The sequence below is a fragment of the Pseudomonas sp. ADAK21 genome (genome assembly GCF_012935735.1).
In the GTDB taxonomy this organism is placed as follows: Bacteria; Pseudomonadota; Gammaproteobacteria; order Pseudomonadales; family Pseudomonadaceae; genus Aquipseudomonas; species Aquipseudomonas proteolytica.
Window position 1 is genome coordinate 5,388,132 of record NZ_CP052857.1, and the last position, 18,714, is coordinate 5,406,845.

Below are 18,714 nucleotides of genomic sequence, written 5' to 3' on the forward strand. Positions count from 1 at the left end.
CTGTTCAAGACCTGCACCTCAACCATCTGGGAACCCTCACTATGACCGCTGCCTCTACCATCCTTGTAGTCGAAGACGACGCCATCGTGCGCATGCTGATCGTCGATGTACTCGAAGAACTGGAGTTCAAGGTGCTTGAGGCTGAAGACGGCGAAACGGCGCTGGGACTTATAGAAGATGGCGCCAATGTGATCGACCTGATGATGACCGACTTTGGCTTGCCGGGCATAACTGGCAAGGAACTGGCGCAACAGACCCGCACATTGCGCCCGGCCCTGCCCATCTTGCTTGCCAGCGGCTATGCCGAAAACATCGAGTTGCCCCCGGGCGTGCAGATGATTGCCAAGCCGTTCTCCATCGATCAACTGCGCGATAAAGTCAAAGGCATGTTAGCTACCCCTTTGTAGGAACTGGCGTGCCAGCGATGGACGTTAAGAATGGCCTGGGCCACCTGACACTACTCAGCGCCCTGTCGGGCGCCATCGCTGGCAAGCCTGCCCCGCGCACTGGCTCTGCTAGAACTATATCCCCGCAAAAAACCGTGATTGCCCACACACAAAGTCACTAATTCATTCGAATGACTAGCGAGTCTGAATTTAGCTGCTAGCGTCAAACGACATGTCCTACATAGTTTCCGAATAAGGACCACCGGCAGCCCATACGAAGCGCTATTGGGTCAGTGACCAAGGAACTGGGGAATCATCATGTTCACACCACCGCGACTTCCAGCATTTATGTTGGCCGCCTTACTGTTGTCCCCGTTTTCTGCCCAGGCCGATAACGCCGAGACCGCCAACAAGAGCAATAACCCGCTCAACCTGGCACCAGGCGCTAACCTGCAGGACTACTACACGCCCAGGCTGTACGACACCAACGCCCATACCAATGACGTATTGCTGCGCGGCACGCTGCCCATTGCCCCGTCGGACTTTATCGGCGTCCCCCAGTTGCTGCGCGCCACCCTGCCCCTGAGTACCCGGCCCGATCCCCATAGCGGCTACAGCACCGGTATCGGCGACCTGAACCTGTTCGATATCTTCCTGCTCAAGACCGAGGGCGTGCAGTTGGGCATCGGCCCACAGCTCACCGCCCCCACCGCCGAACACGACGAACTGGGCACCGGCAAATGGCAGGCGGGCCTGGCGGCCGTGGCCATCGACGCCTCGCCCCGTGGCCTGCTGGGCGCGCTGGTGCAGTATCAAAGCTCGTTCGCCGGCGACCACGACCGGGTCCACGTGGAAAGCGCGACCTTCCAGCCCTTCATCATCCATAACCTGCCCAAGGGCTGGTACCTGCGCTCCACCGGCACCTGGACCTTCGACCTGAAGAATGACACCCACTACATCCCCATCGGCTTTGGTGGGGGCAAGGCCTGGAAAGCCGGCAGCAATATCCTCAACGCCTACGTCGAGCCGCAGTGGACAGTCGCGCGCAAAGGCGACGGCTTGCCGCAATTCACCCTGTTCGCCGGGATCAATGTGACATTCGGGAAATAAGGAAATTTATGCAGGTCTTGATTCGCAATGCAGGCTTCACCCTACTGGCGCTCAGCGCCAGTTGCGGCGTGGGCGTACATGCCCAAACCCTCGAGACCCGCATCGGCCCGATCACCATGGAGGGGCAATTACCCGCCCACAGCGAAATCGCCAAGCTGTATGGCGAGCTGGATTTCCAACAGGCCACCCAGAGTTTTCTCTGGGCCCTGCCGCTGGTGTCCTACGCCCAATGGCAGGACGAGTTCAGCACCAAGCTCGGCGCGCGCAGTGGCGACCTGATGGTGCTCAATACCTACGAAGACAAGCTCGGGGTGATCACCGCCAATGCCACCACCCCGTATATCCTGGGGTTTGTCGACCTCAACGAGACTGGCCCGCTGGTGATCGAGTTACCCCCGGGCCCCACCGCCGGCGGCATTGGCGACTTCTGGCAACGGGCAATCATCGACATGGGCCAGACCGGCCCGGACCAAGGCAGGGGCGGCAAGTACCTGGTCCTGCCACCGGGTCACGAACCACCGGCTGATGCGGGAAAGTATTACCTGGCCAGGTCTGAAACCATGAACGTGTTGGTGGGTTTTCGCGTCCTCGACGCCGATCCAGCCAAAGGCAAGGCTCTGGTCGAGCAGTTCAACATGTACCCCTACGCCCAGCGCGCCGCCGCCGGCAAAACCCGCCTGCTCTCACCCGGTGGCAAGCCCTGGTCCGGCACCCAACCGCGCGGCATGGCGTACTGGGAGCGTCTGCACGGGATCATCCAGAAAGAGCCCGTCAACGAGCGCGACCGTTTCTATATGGCCATGCTCGCAAGCCTGGGTATCGAGAAAGGCAAGCCGTTCAACCCCAACGAACACCAGCGCCAGGCCTTGGAACAAGGTGCGCAGGTGGGCGAGCTGATTGCCAAGGCCAACACCTTCGCCAAGCGTTTCCCCCAGGCCCAGTACTGGCCTGATCGCCAATGGGACATGGTGCTGAACATCGCCGAGCCATCCCAGCGCGTGGCCTTTTACGACCAATTGTGGGAACGCACGGCCTGGTTCTATGAAGCCGTGACCAACACCAAGGGCATGGTCTCGAAGACCCCTGGCCTGGGCCAGACCTACCTGGGTGCCTACACCGACCAGAAGGGCCAATGGCTGGACGGTGCCAAAAACTACAAGCTGCATGTGGACGCCAACCCACCGGCCAAGCAGTTCTGGTCGATGACCGTGTACGACATCGACAGCCGTTGCCTGATTGACAACCCGCAACGCAAAGCCGACCTGTCCTCACGCCAGGACCTGAAGAAAAATCCCGACGGCTCGGTGGATTTGTACTTTGGCCCCACCGCGCCAAAAGATTTCGAGAACAACTGGGTGCAAACTCTGCCGGGCAAACACTGGTTCAGCTATTTCCGCTTGTACGGCCCTACCGAGGCGTACTTCGACAAGCGCTGGAAGCTCGACGACATCACCCCTGTTCCCTGACGTTTTGAAGGAAGGACGCACCAACATGATTGGAAAACCGACGCGCCTGCTGCTGGCCAGCCTCTCGATACTGCTGAGTAGCGGCGCCTGGGCGGACTTCACCGCCTCCCCCAACGAAGCTCGGGCCATTGCCAAGGAAGCGTACCTGTATGGCTTCCCGGTGGTGGAAATGTACAAGACCCTCTACACCCAGGCGGTGGACAAGGGCGGCGCCAACTTCAAGGCACCCTTCAATAAAATCGGCAACACCGCCAAGGTCTTCACGCCCAGGGACACGGCCTTCGTCACCCCCAATTCGGACACGCCCTACTCCTTTGTCTGGCTGGACCTGCGCCGTGAACCGGTGGTGCTGACCCTACCGAAAATCGAGGACAACCGTTACTACTCCGTACAGTTGATCGACCTCTATACCCAGAACTTCGCCTACCTGGGCACCCGCAGCACCGGCAACAATGGCGGGCACTACATGGTCGCCGGACCCAACTGGAAGGGCCAGCAGCCGGTGGATGTGGACCGCGTGGTCTACAGCGAAAGCACTATTGCCTATGCGCTTTATCGCACCCAGCTGTTCGATGACAAGGACCTGGCCAAGGTCAAGCAGATCCAGAGCGGCTACAAGGTCCAGCCCCTGAGCAGCTACGTCAAACAGCCAGCGCCTGCCAAGGTGCCGAAGATCGAATGGCCCAAGCCGGTCGCCGACATGAGCGACAGCCCGCAACTGTTCCGCTACCTGAACTTCATGCTGGCCTTCACCGCGCCCCAGGACAGTGAAAAAGACCTGCTGGCACGCTTTGCCAAGATAGGTATCGCCCCAGGTGCGCCGTTCAAGGTTGCGCAACTGAGCGCCGAACAACGCAAGGCTCTGGAAGACGGCATCGCCGATGGCAAGGCCGAGTTCGCGACCTTTAAAAAGGACAAGGTCGACACCCACCAAATCACCAGCGGCGATTTGTTTGGCAGCCGCGACCACCTGAAAAACAACTACCTGTACCGCTACGCCGGTGCCGACATGGGAATTTTTGGCAACTCCACCGATGAAGCGGCCTACATGAGCTACTTCGTCGACAGCGAGGGCAAGCCGGCCAACGGCGCGAAGCACAGCTACACGCTGCATTTCGCCAAGGACCAGTTGCCACCCGCCGACGCGTTCTGGTCGCTGACCATGTACAACGGCAAAAACAAGCTGCTGGTGGCCAACCACAAGAAACGCTACCTGATCAACTCGCGGATGTTGCCCCAACTCAAGCTTGATGCCGATGGTGGCCTGACGCTCAAGGTCCAGCATCACGAGCCGCCGAAAGCCGAACAAAGCAACTGGTTGCCGGCGCCCCCCGGACCGTTCTACGCGATCCTGCGCATTTACCTGCCCAAGCCTGAGGTGGGTAACGGCCAGTGGAGGCTACCGGCGCTGACCCCGGTGAAATAACCACCCAATGATCCCTGACATCAGGCCGAAACAAGGAGTAGAGCCATGGTTTCACGCAGTCAACTGAGTGCATTCGCTACCGCCACGCTGGCGCTGATGCCGGGGGTGGGGTTTGCCGACAACGCCAGGGATTGGCAGAACACCCCCACCGACCTGAACATGCTGTTCGGTTACTACAACCGGGTCGACACCAACACGCCCATCGACACCACGTTGCCGATCGATGGTTTATCGCTCAACGCCGATGTGTATCTGTTGCGCTACGCCCGCTCGTTCGGCATCGACGGGCGCAACAGTGCCATTCAGCTTATCCAGCCCTATGCCGATGTGGCGGCATCCTTCGACAACGCGCGGTTCTTCGATGGCACCAAGCACAACGGCGGCATGGGCGATGCCCAGGTGGTGTTCGCGCACAATATCTTCGGCGGCCCGGCGCTGACCGCTGCAGAGTTTGCCAGTTGGAAACCCGAGACATTTCTGACCGGCGCGCTATGGGTCACCATGCCCACCGGCGACTATGACAAGGACCGCGTGATCAACATCGGCGCCAACCGCTGGGTGGTCAAGCCGGAGCTGGGCTTTGGCACGCCGTTCGGCCCCACCTGGCTGGAGATCAATACCTGGGTCTCGCTGTTTGGCGACAACGACGAGTACCACGGCGACAGCAAGCTGGAACAAAAACCGCTGTACGCCATCGAGGGCCACTACAGCTACACCATCAACCGCGCGCTTTGGGCGTCGCTGGATGCCACCTACAGCCGTGGCGGCGAAAGCAAGATCGACGGAATCTGGCAGGACAACAAGCAGGAAAACGGCCTGTTGGGAGCCAGCCTCGGCTTTATGCTCACACCCCAGTTCGGTGGGCTGCTGGCCTATTCCGACACGATTGCCGAACGACGCGGTTCGCCAGACGTGAATACCTGGACCTTGCGCATGCAATACGTGTGGTAATCGCCCCAGTGAGGTAAGCCATGTTGCGTTTTCATCGCATACAGCGGGTACTGCTTGGCTTGCTGCTCGTCAGCGGCGGTGCCGTGGCCGCAGAACTGGAGCCCAAGGCCCTGGCTGCCCTCGAGCAGATGGGCAGCTACCTGCGCGGTTTGCAGCAGTTGCGTATCGACGCCGACAGCCGCACCGACCAGGTCCTGGAAAATGGCCAGGTCATCGAGTTCAACCACCAGACCCACCTGCTGGCCAGGCGGCCCGATAAATTGCGGGTGCAGGTCGAACGCGATGGCAACCGGCGCAGCCTGTTCTACAACGGCCAGCGCTTTACCCTGTATGACAGCCGCAGCGGCTACTTCACCGAACAGGTCGCCCCCACGGACATCGCCAGCTTGCTTGCGCAATTGAGCGAGCGCTACGGCATCGAACTGCCCCTGGCCGACCTGTTCCGCTGGGACGCCAATACTGCCAAGGTCGCAGGCCTGAGTGATGCCCTGTGGATTGATCAGCAAACCCTCGACGGCCAAGTGTGCGATCACTATGCGTTCCGGCAACCGGATATCGACTGGCAACTGTGGATTCGCCAGGGCCCGCAGCCACTGCCGTGCCGCCTGGTGATCAGCCGTCGCGACAGCGCCGAACTGCCGCGCCACAGCGTCGACTACCGCTGGCAACTCGACGCCCCGAGCAACGATCGGGACTTTGAGTTCACCCCACCGGCCGGCGCCCGCGCAATCCCCTTGGCCCCCGCAGGAGCCCAGCCATGAAGCCCACGGCAGCGGTGCTCACCGCCAGTTTGCTGCTGACGCTGTTCGACCCGCTGGCCGCCCAGGCCTGGCAGATGCGGGGCGGCGGTGGCGCACGCACGTTCGTGGTGCCCCATGGTGGTGGCGGCTTCCATCCGCCGCCCCACCCCATGCCCGCTCCCCGGCCACTGCCGCCCCATCCTGAGCCGCACCCGCAACCGGGGCCACAGCCACATCCTCTGCCACCGCCGGGGCCACACCCACAACCTTATCCGGGGCCCGGGCCTGGACCGCATCCCTACCCGATGCCGCCACCACCGCCACCACCACCTCCCGATGACTGGTATCACCCATGGGCTACGGCCGCCGTGATTGGCGCCACCACCGCCACGGTCCTGGCCATCGGTACACGGGTCAACAGCGTACCGGTGGACTGCGTGGCGGTCGTCGCCAATGGCGTGGCCTACCAGCATTGCGGGCCGACCTGGTACCAGCCGCATTACGTCGGCAGCTCCGTGCAGTACATCGTGGTCGCCGCACCCTGGTGATCCCTTGCCTCAAGGACGATTGTGATGACAGCGCTCAATGATCTAAACGCCCTGCAAGCCAACATCGCCGAAAGCGTGCTGGGCCAGGACCAGGTTATCCGGCAGATCCTCCTGGGCCTGCTGGCCAACGGTCACCTGCTGCTGGAAAGCCTTCCGGGGCTGGCCAAGACCCGCACGGTCAAGGCCCTGGCCAAGCACCTCGACGCGAAAATGAGCCGGATCCAGTTCACCCCCGACCTGCTGCCCTCGGACATCACCGGCGCCGAGGTCCTGCACCAGGTGGATGGGCAGAACCAGATTCGCTTCCAGCCAGGCCCGCTGTTCGGCAACCTGATCCTTGCCGATGAAATCAACCGCGCCCCGGCCAAGGTCCAGGCCGCCCTGCTCGAGGCCATGGAAGAGCGGCAAATCACCGTGGCTGGTGCCAGTCATGCGCTGCCCGAGCTGTTTATCGTGGTCGCCACCCAGAACCCCATCGAGCAGGAAGGCACCTACCCGTTGCCGGAAGCGCAGATGGACCGGTTCGTGATGAAAATCCTCCTCGACTACCCCAGTGCCGATGATGAAAGCCAGGTGTTGCGCCTGCTGCGTGCGGAAGAACAGGCGTTCGACAGCCCTGCCACCAAGGGTTTCAACCTTGCACAGGAGGTGATCTTCGCCGCCCGCAAGGAAGTCAGCGCGGTACAGGTCTCACCCGCCATCGACCGCTACCTGATCGACCTGATCAACGCCACCCGCCATCCCGGTGACTACGACGCGGACCTGGCGCGCTGGATCAGCCTCGGCGCCAGCCCCCGGGGCGGCATCGGCCTGGACCGCTGCGCGCGTGCCGACGCCTGGTTACAGGGGCAGGCGTTCGTGACGCCAGCCAACGTGCAAGCCGTGGTCCACCCGGTGCTGCGTCACCGCCTGCAACTGAGCTACGACGCCGTGGCCGATGGCGTCAGCGCCGATCAGGTGCTGGACCGGCTCTTGGCCAAAGTGGCGCTCCCGGCATGAACGCCGACGGCCAGGTCTACGTGTCCCTTGGGCAGTTGATGGCCCTGCAGTTCCAGGCTCGGGGCTTGAGTTTCATTGCGCGCCAACCCCAGGGCAGCCTCCTGGCGGGCAACCATGCCTCCAGGCTGCGCGGGCGTGGCCTGAACTTCGACGAGCTGCGGCGCTATCAACCCGGCGACGACTTGCGTCACCTCGACTGGCGGGCGTCCCTGCGCACCGGCAAGCCGGTGGTACGGTCTTATACCGAGGAACGCGACCGCCCGGCCTTGATCGTGGTCGATCAACGTATGTCGATGTTCTTTGGTTCGGTGCGCAGCTTCAAATCGGCGGTCGCCGCCGAGCTGGCAGCGCTGGCGGCGTGGATGGTATTCGGCGCGGGCGACCGGGTTGGCGGCGTGGTGTTCAACGATGAGCGCATTGACGCCGTGGCCCCGCTGCGCAGCCGCAAGCGGGTCGAAGCCCTGTGCAGCCGCATCGTGCAACATAACCAGGCACTCAACGCGCGCAATCCCGACCACGAAGGCGACGGGCAACTGGACAAGGTCTTGCAGCAATGCCTGGCCCTGGCCGGGCATGACCATTTGATCTGCATCGTCAGCGATTTTGCCGGCGCCGGGCCGCGCACCCTGCAGTTGTTGCGGCAACTGTCGGCCCACAACGATGTAATCGCCCTGCAAGTCTACGATCCACTGGCCCTCAACGTGCCCCGGACCGGGCAACTGCGCGTGACCCAGGGCCAGCTACAAGTGGAACTGGCAGTGCAAAAACAGCAGGTGCGTCAACCATTGGGGGATTTTCTGGGTGGCCGCCTGAAGGATGTCGCCAGCCTGTTGCGCCGCAGCCAGGTGCCGTTGCTGATGTTCAGCACCGCGCTGCCCGCCGCCGATCAATTGCGTGACGAACTGGGCAGGCGTCGTTGAACAGCCAAGTACCGAGCATCGAACAGCTGCAAGAGCTGGGCTTGCCCGCGCCCGTCAGCTATTGGCCGCACACCTGGGGCTGGTGGGTCCTGCTCGGGCTGCTGGGGCTGGGCCTGTTGGTGTGGGCGACACGGGCCTGGTTGAAATGGCGACGCAATGCCTATCGCCGTGAAGCCCTGGCGCGACTGGACACCCTGGACGATCTACGCGAGCTGCCAGCGCTGCTCAAGCGCGTGGCCCTGTCGATGCCCCTGGCACCCGAGGAGCAGCAACGCGTGCCGACCCTCAATGGCGCCGAGTGGCAAGCCTTCCTGCAACGCCATGGCGGCGCAGATGTGCCGGCAGACCTCAGCGGGCAACTCGCCGCGCTGGCTTACGCCCCGGTCGACGCGCTATCGCCGGAACAACGCACGCGCCTGTTGACCCAATGCCGAACCTGGGTGGAGGGCCATCATGTGGCAGCTTGATTACCCCTGGCTGTTGCTCCTGCTGCCATTGCCCTGGCTGGCCTGGCGTTACCTGCCCGACTACCGCGAAGCCCGCAGCGCCGTGCGTGTGCCGTTTTTTACGGGCATGAGCCGTGCGGTTGGGCAAAAACCTGCGGCCAGCGGCAGCCAAGGCAGTCGCCGGCAACTGATGCTCAACCTGCTGGTGTGGGGCTTGCTGGTGCTTGCCATCGCCCGCCCGGTCTGGATCGAAAAACCCATCGAACGCCAACAGCCGGTGCGCGACCTGATGCTCGCCATCGACATCTCCCAGTCCATGCAGACCGAGGACTTCACCGACGCCAGTGGCCAGAAAATCGACCGTCTGACGGCGGTCAAGCAAGTGGTGCAGGGCTTTATCCAGCGCCGCAAGGATGATCGCCTGGGCCTGATCCTGTTCGGCAGCGGCGCCTATCCCCAGGCGCCACTGACCCTGGACCATGCCAGCCTGGCACTGCTACTCGATGACAGCGGCATCGGCATGGCCGGGCCCAACACCGCCATTGGCGATGCCATCGGCTTGAGCCTGAAACTGCTGGACGCGGCCCACGAACAGGAAAAAGTGCTGATCCTGCTCACCGACGGCAACGACACCAGTAGCGCCATTACCCCGGAACACGCGGCCAGCATGGCGGCGGCCAAAGGCGTGGTGATTCATACCATCGGCATTGGCGACCCGAGCGCGTCGGGCGAAGCCAAGGTCAACCTCAGTGCCTTGCAGCAGATTGCCGAAACCACGGGCGGGCGTTATTTGCGTGCCGAAAACCGCGACACCCTGGACCAGGTCTACGCCACCCTGGACCAACTCACCCCCCATCAAGTGAAAACCCTCAGTCACCAGCCCAAGCGCGATCTGTTCTGGCTGCCGCTGGCCGCAGCCCTGAGCCTGTTTGCGCTGTATCACCTGATTGCCGCCGCGTGGCCGCACCGCCCAAGACGGGAGGCCGCTGATGGCGTTCAACCTCAGTGACCTGCACCTGCTGCGCCCGGCCTGGCTGTTGCTGGCGCTGGTCGGTGTGCTGTTGCCAATGCTGTGGCGCCGCAGCCGCGATCTGCAACATCGCCTACGCGGCAATATTGCGCCCCATCTGTTACCACACCTGCTGCTGACACCAACCGATCCCCACCGCCTGCGGCCGGTACACCTGGCCAGTGCGCTGTTGATGCTCGGCGCCCTCGCCGCTGCCGGGCCGACCTGGGAACAGGACCGACCGGACTTCCTGGAAAACCGCGCGCCGTTGATCATTGCCCTCGACCTGTCGCCGTCCATGGACACCATCGATGTACCACCCACCCGCCTGGAAGCGGCCAAGCACACATTGCACGACCTGATTGCGCGCCGCAGCGGCGCGCGCACCGCGCTGATCGTCTACGCCGGCAGTGCGCACCTGGTATTGCCGCCCACCGATGATCCGGCGTTGCTGGACAGCTTCATCCAAGCCTTGAGCAGCGATTTGCTCAGTCGACCGGGCAAGGACGTGGCCGGGGTTATCGAACAGGCCAAGCGCCTGCTGGCGGCAGAAAAATCCCCCGGCACCCTGCTGCTGATAAGTGACGGTGCCGACGTCGCCCAACTGCCCCGCCTCAAGGCGTTATTGGCCGACAGTGCACTGCAAGTACTGATCCTGGCCATTGGCAGCAACCCCGCTAGCTTTGACGCCCCAGCGCTAAAACAACTGGCCGCGGCCACCGATGCAGCGCTGGGCAGCCTGACCCTCAATGACGACGACCTGGACTGGGTGGAGTTGCACGCCCAGCAGCATTTCCTGAATGCCGATGAACAACAGCGCGCCCTGCAATGGAAAGATGCCGGCTACTGGCTCTGCTGGCCGCTGTTGCTGGTGGCGCTTCTGTGCATTCGTCGCGGCTGGAGCCTGAACTGGGCTGCCGTGTTGCTACTGGGCCTGCTCCTGCCACCCCAGCCTGCCCAGGCCAACGCCCTGGCCGATGCGTTCCTCACCGCCGATCAACAGGGGCGCTGGGCCTTTGAGCACCATCACTACCCCGCCGCTGCCCAACTGTTTGTCGACCCCTACTGGAAAGGCATCGCCGCCTACAATGCCGCCGACTACGACCTGGCCCTGGCCACCTTCGCCCAACTCGACACCGCGCAGGCAGCGTTTTACCTAGGCAATATTCATGTACGCCGCTTCAAGTTCGACCAGGCCATCAGCGCCTATCAGCAAGCCTTGCAGCACCAGCCGGACTTTCCCCAGGCCAAGGCCAACCTGGCACTGGCCATGGCTCTTAAAAAAGACACCGAAAGCGCAGGCGACAACACCCCCGAGGTCAAGCCCGACGCAATCAAGTTCGATAAGACGCCGGGCAAGGGCCAGACCAAGACGGTGCAGACCGAACAGGCCAGCAGTGATGCCTTGTGGCTGCAGAACCTGAGCACTTCGCCGGCCAATTTCCTGCGGCGTAAATTCAGCCTGCAAGATCAAGGTGCGGGCCATGAATAAGTACGCCCTGCTCGGCCTGTTGTTCTGCGCCCCGCTCTGGGCGGGCGAGCCGCAACTCAAGGTGCAGGTGCAACTGCTGCCCGGCCCGCAGGTGGTGGTGGGCGAACAAGTGCAGTTGCAGGTCGATGTGCTCACCGACACCTGGTTCACTGGCGCCGCCAGTCTGCCAGCCTTGCAATTACCGGGGGCGCGGGTGGATGCACCGGGCGGCGAGTCCGAACACTTGACGCAGGTGATCGACGGCCAGACCTTCTTTGGCATGCGCTACCGCTACCGCATCACCCCCAGTGTGGCCCAGGACTACAACGTGCCGTCCCTGACCATCAGCGCCCAACCCGGCCAGGCCAGCGCCCCGTTGATCGCCCACAGCACGCCACTGGCCTTCAAGGCCTCGCGACCGCCCGGTTTCGCCCCCGGCGAACACTTGCTGGTGGCCGACGGCGTGCGCCTGACACAACACCTCAGCACCTCGGCGAGCCCTTTGCACGTCGGCGACAGTCTGACCCGCGCCGTGACCCTGCAAGCCGACAACACCCCGGCACTGTCCTTGGCCGCGCCACCCCAGGCCACGATTCAAGGCCTGCGTGCGTACCCCCAGGCGCCCATGATCAGTAACCTGGATGATGGGCGTGGCACGCTCACTGGCGGGCAGCGGGAGGATCACTGGGTATACCGGGTCGAACAAGCGGGTCATTACCAACTACCCGCGATCCGCGTGAAATGGTGGGACAGCCGCAACCATCGCCTGCAAGTAGCGCAGTTGCCGGCCATCAGCGTCCAAGCCCTGGCCGGTAGCACCTACGCGCCGACCTTTTCCATCGCCCAAGACCTCAAGGACCTCGGCCAGCACAGCCGCTGGCAACTGTCGCGCCATGCCCTGGCCTGGAGCGCGGCGCTGGTGCTGCTGGCGCTCGCCGGCTACCTGATCCGCGTGCTGTGGCCACGGGTTCCCCCACTGTGGCAACGGGCCTGGACAACATTGCGCTGGACCTGCCGTCAACTACGCTTGCAACCACTGAACCCTCGTCGCGAAAAGGATTTCCCATGACGTCTCTGCGCCGTTCCCTGCCATTGCTGCTGCTCCTGAGCTTTACGGTGTTGGGCGCCGACCCGCTACCTTCCTGGAATGAGGGGCCGAGCAAACAGCACATCATCGAGTTCGTCCAGGCGGTAACCGCCGAGGGCTCGACGGACTATGTCAAACCGGCCGAGCGCATCGCCGTGTTCGACAACGACGGCACCCTATGGACCGAGCAACCGGCGTATTTCCAGGTGCTGTTCGCGTTCGATGAAATCAAGCGCCTGGCGCCCCAGCATGCGGATTGGCGCACCACCCAGCCCTTCAAGGCAGTGCTGGAAAACGACCACCAGGCCCTGGCCGAGAGCGGCATGGACGGCCTGCTGAAAATCATCGGCGCGACCCATACCGGGATCAGCACCGAGACCTTTATTGCCAATGCCAAGGCCTGGCTGACCCAGGCCCGCCACCCGAAAACCGGCAAACCCTACACCGAGATGATCTACCAGCCGATGCTGGAAATGCTCGACTACCTGCGCAGCCAGCAATTCAAGACCTACATCGTTTCCGGTGGCGACACCGCGTTTATGCGCGCCTTTGCTGAAGTGGTCTACGGCGTGCCGCCGGAACAGGTGATCGGCAGCACCTTCGTGACCCAGTTCCAGATCACCGACGGCGCCCCGCAAATCCTGCGCACTGCCAAATTGGCCCACAACGACGATGGCCCGGGCAAGCCGGAAAGCATCGACGCGATCATCGGCCGGCGCCCGATCCTGGCGTTCGGCAACTCCGACGGCGACCTGCAGATGCTGCAGTGGACGGCCGCTGGCAAAGGCAAACGCTTGATGGGGCTGGTGCACCACACCGACGCCACGCGCGAGTGGGCCTATGACCGCAAATCTTCCGTCGGGCGCCTGGACAAGGCGCTGGATGAGGCAAACACCCAAGGTTGGACTGTGGTGGATATGGCCGCCGAATGGCGCCGTATCTACCCCTTCGAGCCGGTGGTGCAAAAGCAGGTGCAATAAGAGAAGACGTCGCGATGGACTGTAATAAACGTTGGTCGCAGGTACTGCGGCTCAAGCCGATAAAGGAGCAAGTCTTATGACTCGCATACGCAAGTGGCTACCGAAGCAGCCCTCGTGGCAGTTTCAGTGATGGGGGCCGGGGCAACCGCCTTGGCCGCCGAAAAGCCGAATATCCTGGTGATATTCGGCGATGACATCGGGCAAACCAATATCAGCGCCTATTCCATGGGCGTGGTGGGCTACAAGACCCCGAACATCGACCGCATCGCCAAAGAAGGCATGATGTTCACCGATTACTACGCGGAGAACAGCTGTACCGCCGGGCGTTCGTCCTTTATCACGGGCCAGACGCCGTTGCGCACCGGCTTGTCGAAGGTCGGCGCTCCCGGCGCATCGGTGGGCCTGCAAAAGCGCGATATCACCATTGCCCAGGCCCTCAAGTCACTGGGCTATGCCACCGGCCAGTTCGGCAAGAACCACTTGGGTGACAAAGACGAATACCTGCCGACCAACCACGGTTTCGACGAGTTTTTCGGCAACCTCTACCACCTCAATGCTGAAGAGGAACCCGAGCGGCCCTATTGGCCCAAGGATGACCCTGACTTCGTCAAGGCCAACTCGCCGCGTGGGGTGATCCACAGTTTTGCCGACGGCAAGATCGAGGACACGGGCGCGTTGACCACCAAGCGCATGGAGACCATCGACGACGAAACCACCGCCGCTGCCCAGGCGTTCATCAAGAAGCAGGCCGAGGCCGACAAGCCGTTTTTTGTGTGGATGAACACCACCCGCATGCACTTGTTCACCCATGTGCGTGAGTCGATGAAGGGCCAGAGCGGCATGCCCGGCAACGAATACGCCGACGGCATGCTGGAGCATGACGGCGACGTCGGGAAACTCCTGCAGACCCTCGACGACCTGAAAATCGCCGACAACACCATCGTGGTCTACACCACTGATAACGGGCCGAACCAGTTCTCCTGGCCAGACGCCGCGACCACGCCGTTTCGCAACGAGAAGAACTCCAACTGGGAAGGTGCCTATCGCGTACCGGCGATGATTCGCTGGCCGGGCAAGATCAAGCCGGCGGAGGTATCCAACGAGATGTTCTCGGGCATGGACTGGTTCCCGACCCTGCTCGCGGCCGCAGGTGATGCCGAGGTCAAGGACAAGCTGCTCAAAGGCTGGGCACCCACCGCAGGCGGCGGCAATTTCAAGGTGCACCTGGATGGTTTCAACCAACTGCCGTACCTGACAGGCCAGCAACCCAAGGGCGCACGCGACGAGTTCTACTACTTCAACGATGACGGGGTGCTGGTGTCGGCGCGCTTTGGCAACTGGAAAGCCGTGTACTGCGAACAGCGCGCACCCGGTGGATTCGCTGTGTGGAGCGAGCCGTTCGTGTGCCTGCGGATACCGAAGATCTTCAACTTGCGCATGGACCCGTTTGAGCGGGCAGACATCGTCTCTGATCAGTATTACGACTGGAGCACGAAAAACGTCTACCTGGTTGCGGTAGCGGTGACCAAATCGGCGAAGTTCCTCCAAACCTTTGTCGAATACCCACCGAGCCAGAAACCGGCGAGCTTCAGCATCGACCAGATTCGTACAGCGGTGGATGCGAAGATTGCCGAGAAGGTTAAAGCACAGCCTGCACAATAAACGGCTGAACGCCGCTCACCCAGGGTGAGCGGCATTTTTATGTAGGCGCGAGCTTGCTCGCGAAAAATGCAAGCGCGCCGCGTTTACCCAGAATGTGCGCGTAATCGTTGGCGTTTTTCGCGAGCAAGCTCGCTCCTACAGGGGGCTCCACTCAATGTCTTCACGCTCCGCTGCCATGGTTCAAACTCAAAGCACCGCCACCCTGCTGATCCCCGCCCTGCTGCTGTTCACCTCCGGCGCCGCCGCCTTGGTGTATCAGGTGCTGTGGATCAAGCAGCTCTCGCTGGTGGTGGGGGTCGAGGTCTATGCCATTACCACTGGGATCAGCGCGTTCTTTGCCGGGCTGGCCCTGGGCAGCCTGCTGTTTGGCCGCTGGGCCGACCGTCTCGCCCGGCCGCTGGTGCTGTACGCGGCACTGGAAATTTTCGTCGCCGTGCTGGGGGTCAGCGCCACGCTGGCCCTGGGCATGGCCGCCAGCCCGTTTGCCTGGCTGGAGCAACGCATCGGTCTGTTGGCCTGGAGCCTGCCCTTCATCCTGGTCGGTCTGCCTGCCTTGTTGATGGGCGGTACCCTGCCAGTGCTGGTGCGCGCCCTCAACGTCGATGCCAAGGACCTGGGCCAGGCCGGTGGCCGACTGTATGCCGCGAACACCGCTGGGGCGATCGCGGGCACCTTGCTCACCGCCTTTGTACTGATCGCCACCTTTGGCGTGCGCGGCAGTGCCCTGGTGGCCGCCCTGCTCAACCTGCTGGCCGCCGTCGGCGCGCTGTTGTATGTGCGTCATCGCGCGACGGCGGCCAGCGCCCCGTCCAAGACGCAGCCGGCGCGCCTGGCGCTGGTGCTGTATGCCATTGCCGGCGGCGTGGCCCTGGGTTACGAAGTGGTCTGGTCGCAATCGATCGTGCAGTTCATGAGCACCCGCACCTATGCCTTTGCGGTGGTGCTGGCCACCTACCTGGCCGGGTTGTTTATCGGCAGCCAACTCATGGCGCGCCGGGTCGAACGCCTGCGCGATCCCTGGGGCGTGTTCGGTCTGTTGATCGCCGGGGCGGGGCTGGTGGCCCTGCTGGAAATCGCCCTGCTGGGCCGTTGGCTGGTGCTGTTGCAAACCCAGGCCGAAGCGCTCGTGCTGAGCCTGGGAGGCGTTGAGTTAGCGGGCATGAGCGCGCGCTTTGCCATTGCCGCCCTGTGCATTGTATTTGTGCCCACCCTGTTGCTGGGCGCGGCGTTTCCCCTGGCACTGCGCCTGAGTGTGGGCACTGCGCATGTGGGCCGGGATGTGGGCGCGGTAGTGGCGTTCAACACCCTGGGCGGGATTGTCGGCGTGATGCTCTGCGGCTTTGTGCTGATTCCCTGGCTGGGTTTGGTGCGCACCCTGGGCCTTCTGGCAGTGATTGCTGGCGCGGTAGGTTACCTCGCGGTACGGCGTGGTCATGGGGTGAAAAGGGGCCGGCGCCAGGCGGTGGTGGCTCTGGGCCTGCTGTCGCTGGCCGCGGCCCTGCTGACCCCGGTGGATCGCCTGGCCAACTTGTTGCCCGGTGCACGCAATGCCAGCCTCAAGTTTTATCAGGAAGGACGCGGAGCGACTGTTGCCGTGGTCACCCAGGGCAAAGGCCAACGGGCCTTTCAACGCCTGTATATCCAGGGCGTTTCCAATACCGGCGACGCTATGCCATCCCTGCGTTATATGCGCATCCAGGCGCTGTTGCCGCTGCTGATCCATAACGGCGAACCCCACTCAGCGCTGGTGATCGGCTTTGGTACCGGAATCACCGCAGGCGCGCTGCTGCGCTATCCGGGGCTGGAACAACGGGTGGTTGCCGAGTTGCTGCCTGCGGTGGTGCACGCGTCGCCGCTGTTCAAGGGCAACTACAACGCCGCCAGCGATCCCGGGGTGCAAGTGCGCTTGCGCGACGGTCGCCAGGAACTGCTGCGCAGCCCCCAGGCCTACGACTTGATTACACTGGAGCCGCCACCGCCCTCCGCCGCCGGCGTGGTCAACCTGTATTCGCGCGACTTCTATCAACTGGCCGCGCGCCGCCTGGAAAAACACGGCCTGCTGGCCCAATGGCTGCCACTGCCGACGCAGAACATTGAAGATTCGCAGGCATTGGTGCGCAGCTTTCTCGATGTGTTCCCCCATGCCAGCCTGTGGACCAGCGAATTCCACGAAATGCTGCTGGTGGGCTCCATGGAGCCGATCGAACTGGACGCCACGCGCATTCGCCAGCGCTTTGAACAAGCCCCGGTGCGCAGTGCCCTGGCCGAGGTCGGCATTGATTCGGCACCGACCTTGCTGGCCACCTGGGTCACCGATCGCACTGGGTTGGAGCGCTTTGCCGGGCAAGCCCTGGCGGTCACCGATGATCAACCGCGCATCGAATATGCACCGTGGGTACGCAGCCAGGAGATCAAGCGGGTATTGCCGGCATTACTGGACTTGCGGGTGCCCGCACCGCTGCGCAATGCCGACCCGGCATTCTTGCGGACCCTGGACGCAGAACAGCAACGCCTGATGCAGTTCTACCGCGCCAGCCTGCATGCCTACGAGGGTGATCGCGCGGCGTGGGGGCGGGATATCCGGCAAGTGTTGCAGGAGGATGGCGCCAACCCGTATTACCGCTGGTTTGTCGGCGATTGATCTGTACCTGTAGGAGCTGGCTTGCCAGCTCCTACAGTGGGGTGGGTTATTTGGTTTTGAGCTTGAGGTAGGAGTGATGCAAGTCCGCCGCCCAGCCATCCATCACACCCTTCACATCCGCTGCGGTCATGACTTGGGTGTCGTTTTCCAGGGGTTTGCCGGTGCCTTTGCGCACGACCTGGGCAATCACACGGCCACTGTCGCCATCGAGAAACTGCGCCTCGGTGCCCAGGGTGGTTTCCTGGTCGCGAATCCCGGTGCCGGTGCTGACCGCTGCGGCCACCAGGGCCACCGGAATGAATTCGTAGGGCTTGAGGCCTTCAGTCTTGCGACTGACCGCCGTGATCGCCGCCCGCACCACAATCACCCCAGGGCCCGGGCCGTTGGCCAGTGGCAGTGACTTGACCAGCTCACGCTTGAGTGCCTGGTTGTAATACTCGTTGATGCTGCGCAACGTGGCGTCGGGGATTTGCGCCGTGGCCTGGGGCTTGGGGAAGAATTGAGTGGGCTCGATATACACCGAGGTGTAGCGGTTCAGATTCAACTTGGGATCGACCCAGCGCATCACCTCCGCGCCAGACGGCGACTTGGCTTCGCGCAATTGGCTGTAGTCCGAGAGAAAGCCCGAGTATTCGTCCGGCTGGGGGACTTTACTCGCACACCCGGTCACCCCGAGTGAGGCAATACATAGTGTGCTGATCATTAGCCCTAGCTTCATGGTGCGACTCCTTGGTGTTTATCGTCGAAACGTGAAGTTACAGGTATAGCCAACTCTTGGAAAATAACCTGCCGGTTGCGCGCAAGTGCGGCTTATTTCACAGCAGCGATTTGACAGGCATCCAACCTGCGTCAAAGCTGCACACAGCTAAAGC

General features: G+C 62.7%; 16 protein-coding genes and 1 pseudogene. 16 read left to right on the top strand and 1 reads right to left on the bottom strand.

The features are described 5' to 3' along the window. Nucleotides 1-41: 41 nt before the first annotated feature. From HKK57_RS24125 to HKK57_RS24200, 16 genes and pseudogenes are all read left to right on the top strand, one after another. Nucleotides 42-407 carry a response regulator gene (locus HKK57_RS24125; RefSeq protein ID WP_070996270.1) on the top strand — a complete coding sequence of 122 codons (366 nt, stop codon included), beginning with the start codon at nucleotides 42-44 and terminating at the stop codon, nucleotides 405-407. Between the two features lie 327 nt (nucleotides 408-734). Continuing rightward, nucleotides 735-1,496 carry a hypothetical protein gene (locus HKK57_RS24130; protein ID WP_169876269.1) on the top strand — a complete coding sequence of 254 codons (762 nt, stop codon included), beginning with the start codon at nucleotides 735-737 and terminating at the stop codon, nucleotides 1,494-1,496. 8 nt (nucleotides 1,497-1,504) lie between these two features. After that, nucleotides 1,505-2,962, top strand: a complete 1,458-nt coding sequence (locus tag HKK57_RS24135) for a DUF1254 domain-containing protein (protein WP_169390934.1) — start codon at nucleotides 1,505-1,507, stop codon at nucleotides 2,960-2,962. A gap of 25 nt (nucleotides 2,963-2,987) precedes the next feature. Continuing rightward, nucleotides 2,988-4,388: a DUF1254 domain-containing protein gene (locus HKK57_RS24140; protein WP_169390935.1), complete on the top strand. Its 1,401-nt coding sequence runs from the start codon at nucleotides 2,988-2,990 to the stop codon at nucleotides 4,386-4,388. Between the two features lie 45 nt (nucleotides 4,389-4,433). Next, on the top strand, nucleotides 4,434-5,339 hold the full coding sequence (locus HKK57_RS24145) for a transporter (protein ID WP_029290478.1): 906 nt from the start codon (nucleotides 4,434-4,436) through the stop codon (nucleotides 5,337-5,339). Between the two features lie 20 nt (nucleotides 5,340-5,359). After that, nucleotides 5,360-6,100, top strand: a complete 741-nt coding sequence (locus HKK57_RS24150; RefSeq protein ID WP_169390936.1) for a DUF2092 domain-containing protein — start codon at nucleotides 5,360-5,362, stop codon at nucleotides 6,098-6,100. Then, nucleotides 6,097-6,627: a hypothetical protein gene (locus HKK57_RS26810; RefSeq protein ID WP_169852137.1), complete on the top strand. Its 531-nt coding sequence runs from the start codon at nucleotides 6,097-6,099 to the stop codon at nucleotides 6,625-6,627. The genes HKK57_RS24150 and HKK57_RS26810 overlap by 4 nt, the downstream gene beginning before the upstream one ends. A gap of 24 nt (nucleotides 6,628-6,651) precedes the next feature. Then, complete coding sequence (locus HKK57_RS24160) at nucleotides 6,652-7,626, top strand: AAA family ATPase (RefSeq protein ID WP_169390937.1); 975 nt, start codon at nucleotides 6,652-6,654, stop codon at nucleotides 7,624-7,626. Beyond that, the gene (locus tag HKK57_RS24165) at nucleotides 7,623-8,546 is read left to right on the top strand and encodes a DUF58 domain-containing protein (protein ID WP_169390938.1); all 924 of its coding nucleotides are present in this window, start codon (nucleotides 7,623-7,625) and stop codon (nucleotides 8,544-8,546) included. Before HKK57_RS24160 ends, HKK57_RS24165 begins: the two co-directional genes overlap by 4 nt. Continuing rightward, on the top strand, nucleotides 8,543-9,013 hold the full coding sequence (locus tag HKK57_RS24170; protein WP_169390939.1) for a DUF4381 domain-containing protein: 471 nt from the start codon (nucleotides 8,543-8,545) through the stop codon (nucleotides 9,011-9,013). The genes HKK57_RS24165 and HKK57_RS24170 overlap by 4 nt, the downstream gene beginning before the upstream one ends. Continuing rightward, nucleotides 9,000-10,001, top strand: coding sequence for a vWA domain-containing protein (locus tag HKK57_RS24175; protein ID WP_169390940.1), 1,002 nt, complete (start codon nucleotides 9,000-9,002; stop codon nucleotides 9,999-10,001). Before HKK57_RS24170 ends, HKK57_RS24175 begins: the two co-directional genes overlap by 14 nt. Next, nucleotides 9,982-11,493, top strand: a complete 1,512-nt coding sequence (locus HKK57_RS24180) for a VWA domain-containing protein (RefSeq protein WP_029294736.1) — start codon at nucleotides 9,982-9,984, stop codon at nucleotides 11,491-11,493. Before HKK57_RS24175 ends, HKK57_RS24180 begins: the two co-directional genes overlap by 20 nt. Next, complete coding sequence (locus HKK57_RS24185; RefSeq protein ID WP_169390941.1) at nucleotides 11,486-12,541, top strand: BatD family protein; 1,056 nt, start codon at nucleotides 11,486-11,488, stop codon at nucleotides 12,539-12,541. Before HKK57_RS24180 ends, HKK57_RS24185 begins: the two co-directional genes overlap by 8 nt. Beyond that, nucleotides 12,538-13,539, top strand: coding sequence for an HAD family hydrolase (locus HKK57_RS24190; RefSeq protein WP_169390942.1), 1,002 nt, complete (start codon nucleotides 12,538-12,540; stop codon nucleotides 13,537-13,539). Before HKK57_RS24185 ends, HKK57_RS24190 begins: the two co-directional genes overlap by 4 nt. 76 nt (nucleotides 13,540-13,615) lie before the next feature. Further along, a pseudogene (locus HKK57_RS24195) lies at nucleotides 13,616-15,201 on the top strand (arylsulfatase). 154 nt (nucleotides 15,202-15,355) lie between these two features. Further along, on the top strand, nucleotides 15,356-17,842 hold the full coding sequence (locus tag HKK57_RS24200) for a fused MFS/spermidine synthase (RefSeq protein WP_169390943.1): 2,487 nt from the start codon (nucleotides 15,356-15,358) through the stop codon (nucleotides 17,840-17,842). A 46-nt stretch (nucleotides 17,843-17,888) separates the two neighbouring features. On the opposite strand, the gene HKK57_RS24205 is transcribed toward HKK57_RS24200, so the two are convergent. Next, nucleotides 17,889-18,560 carry a DUF3313 domain-containing protein gene (locus HKK57_RS24205; protein WP_169390944.1) on the bottom strand — a complete coding sequence of 224 codons (672 nt, stop codon included), beginning with the start codon at nucleotides 18,558-18,560 and terminating at the stop codon, nucleotides 17,889-17,891. Between the last annotated feature and the right edge of the window lie 154 nt (nucleotides 18,561-18,714).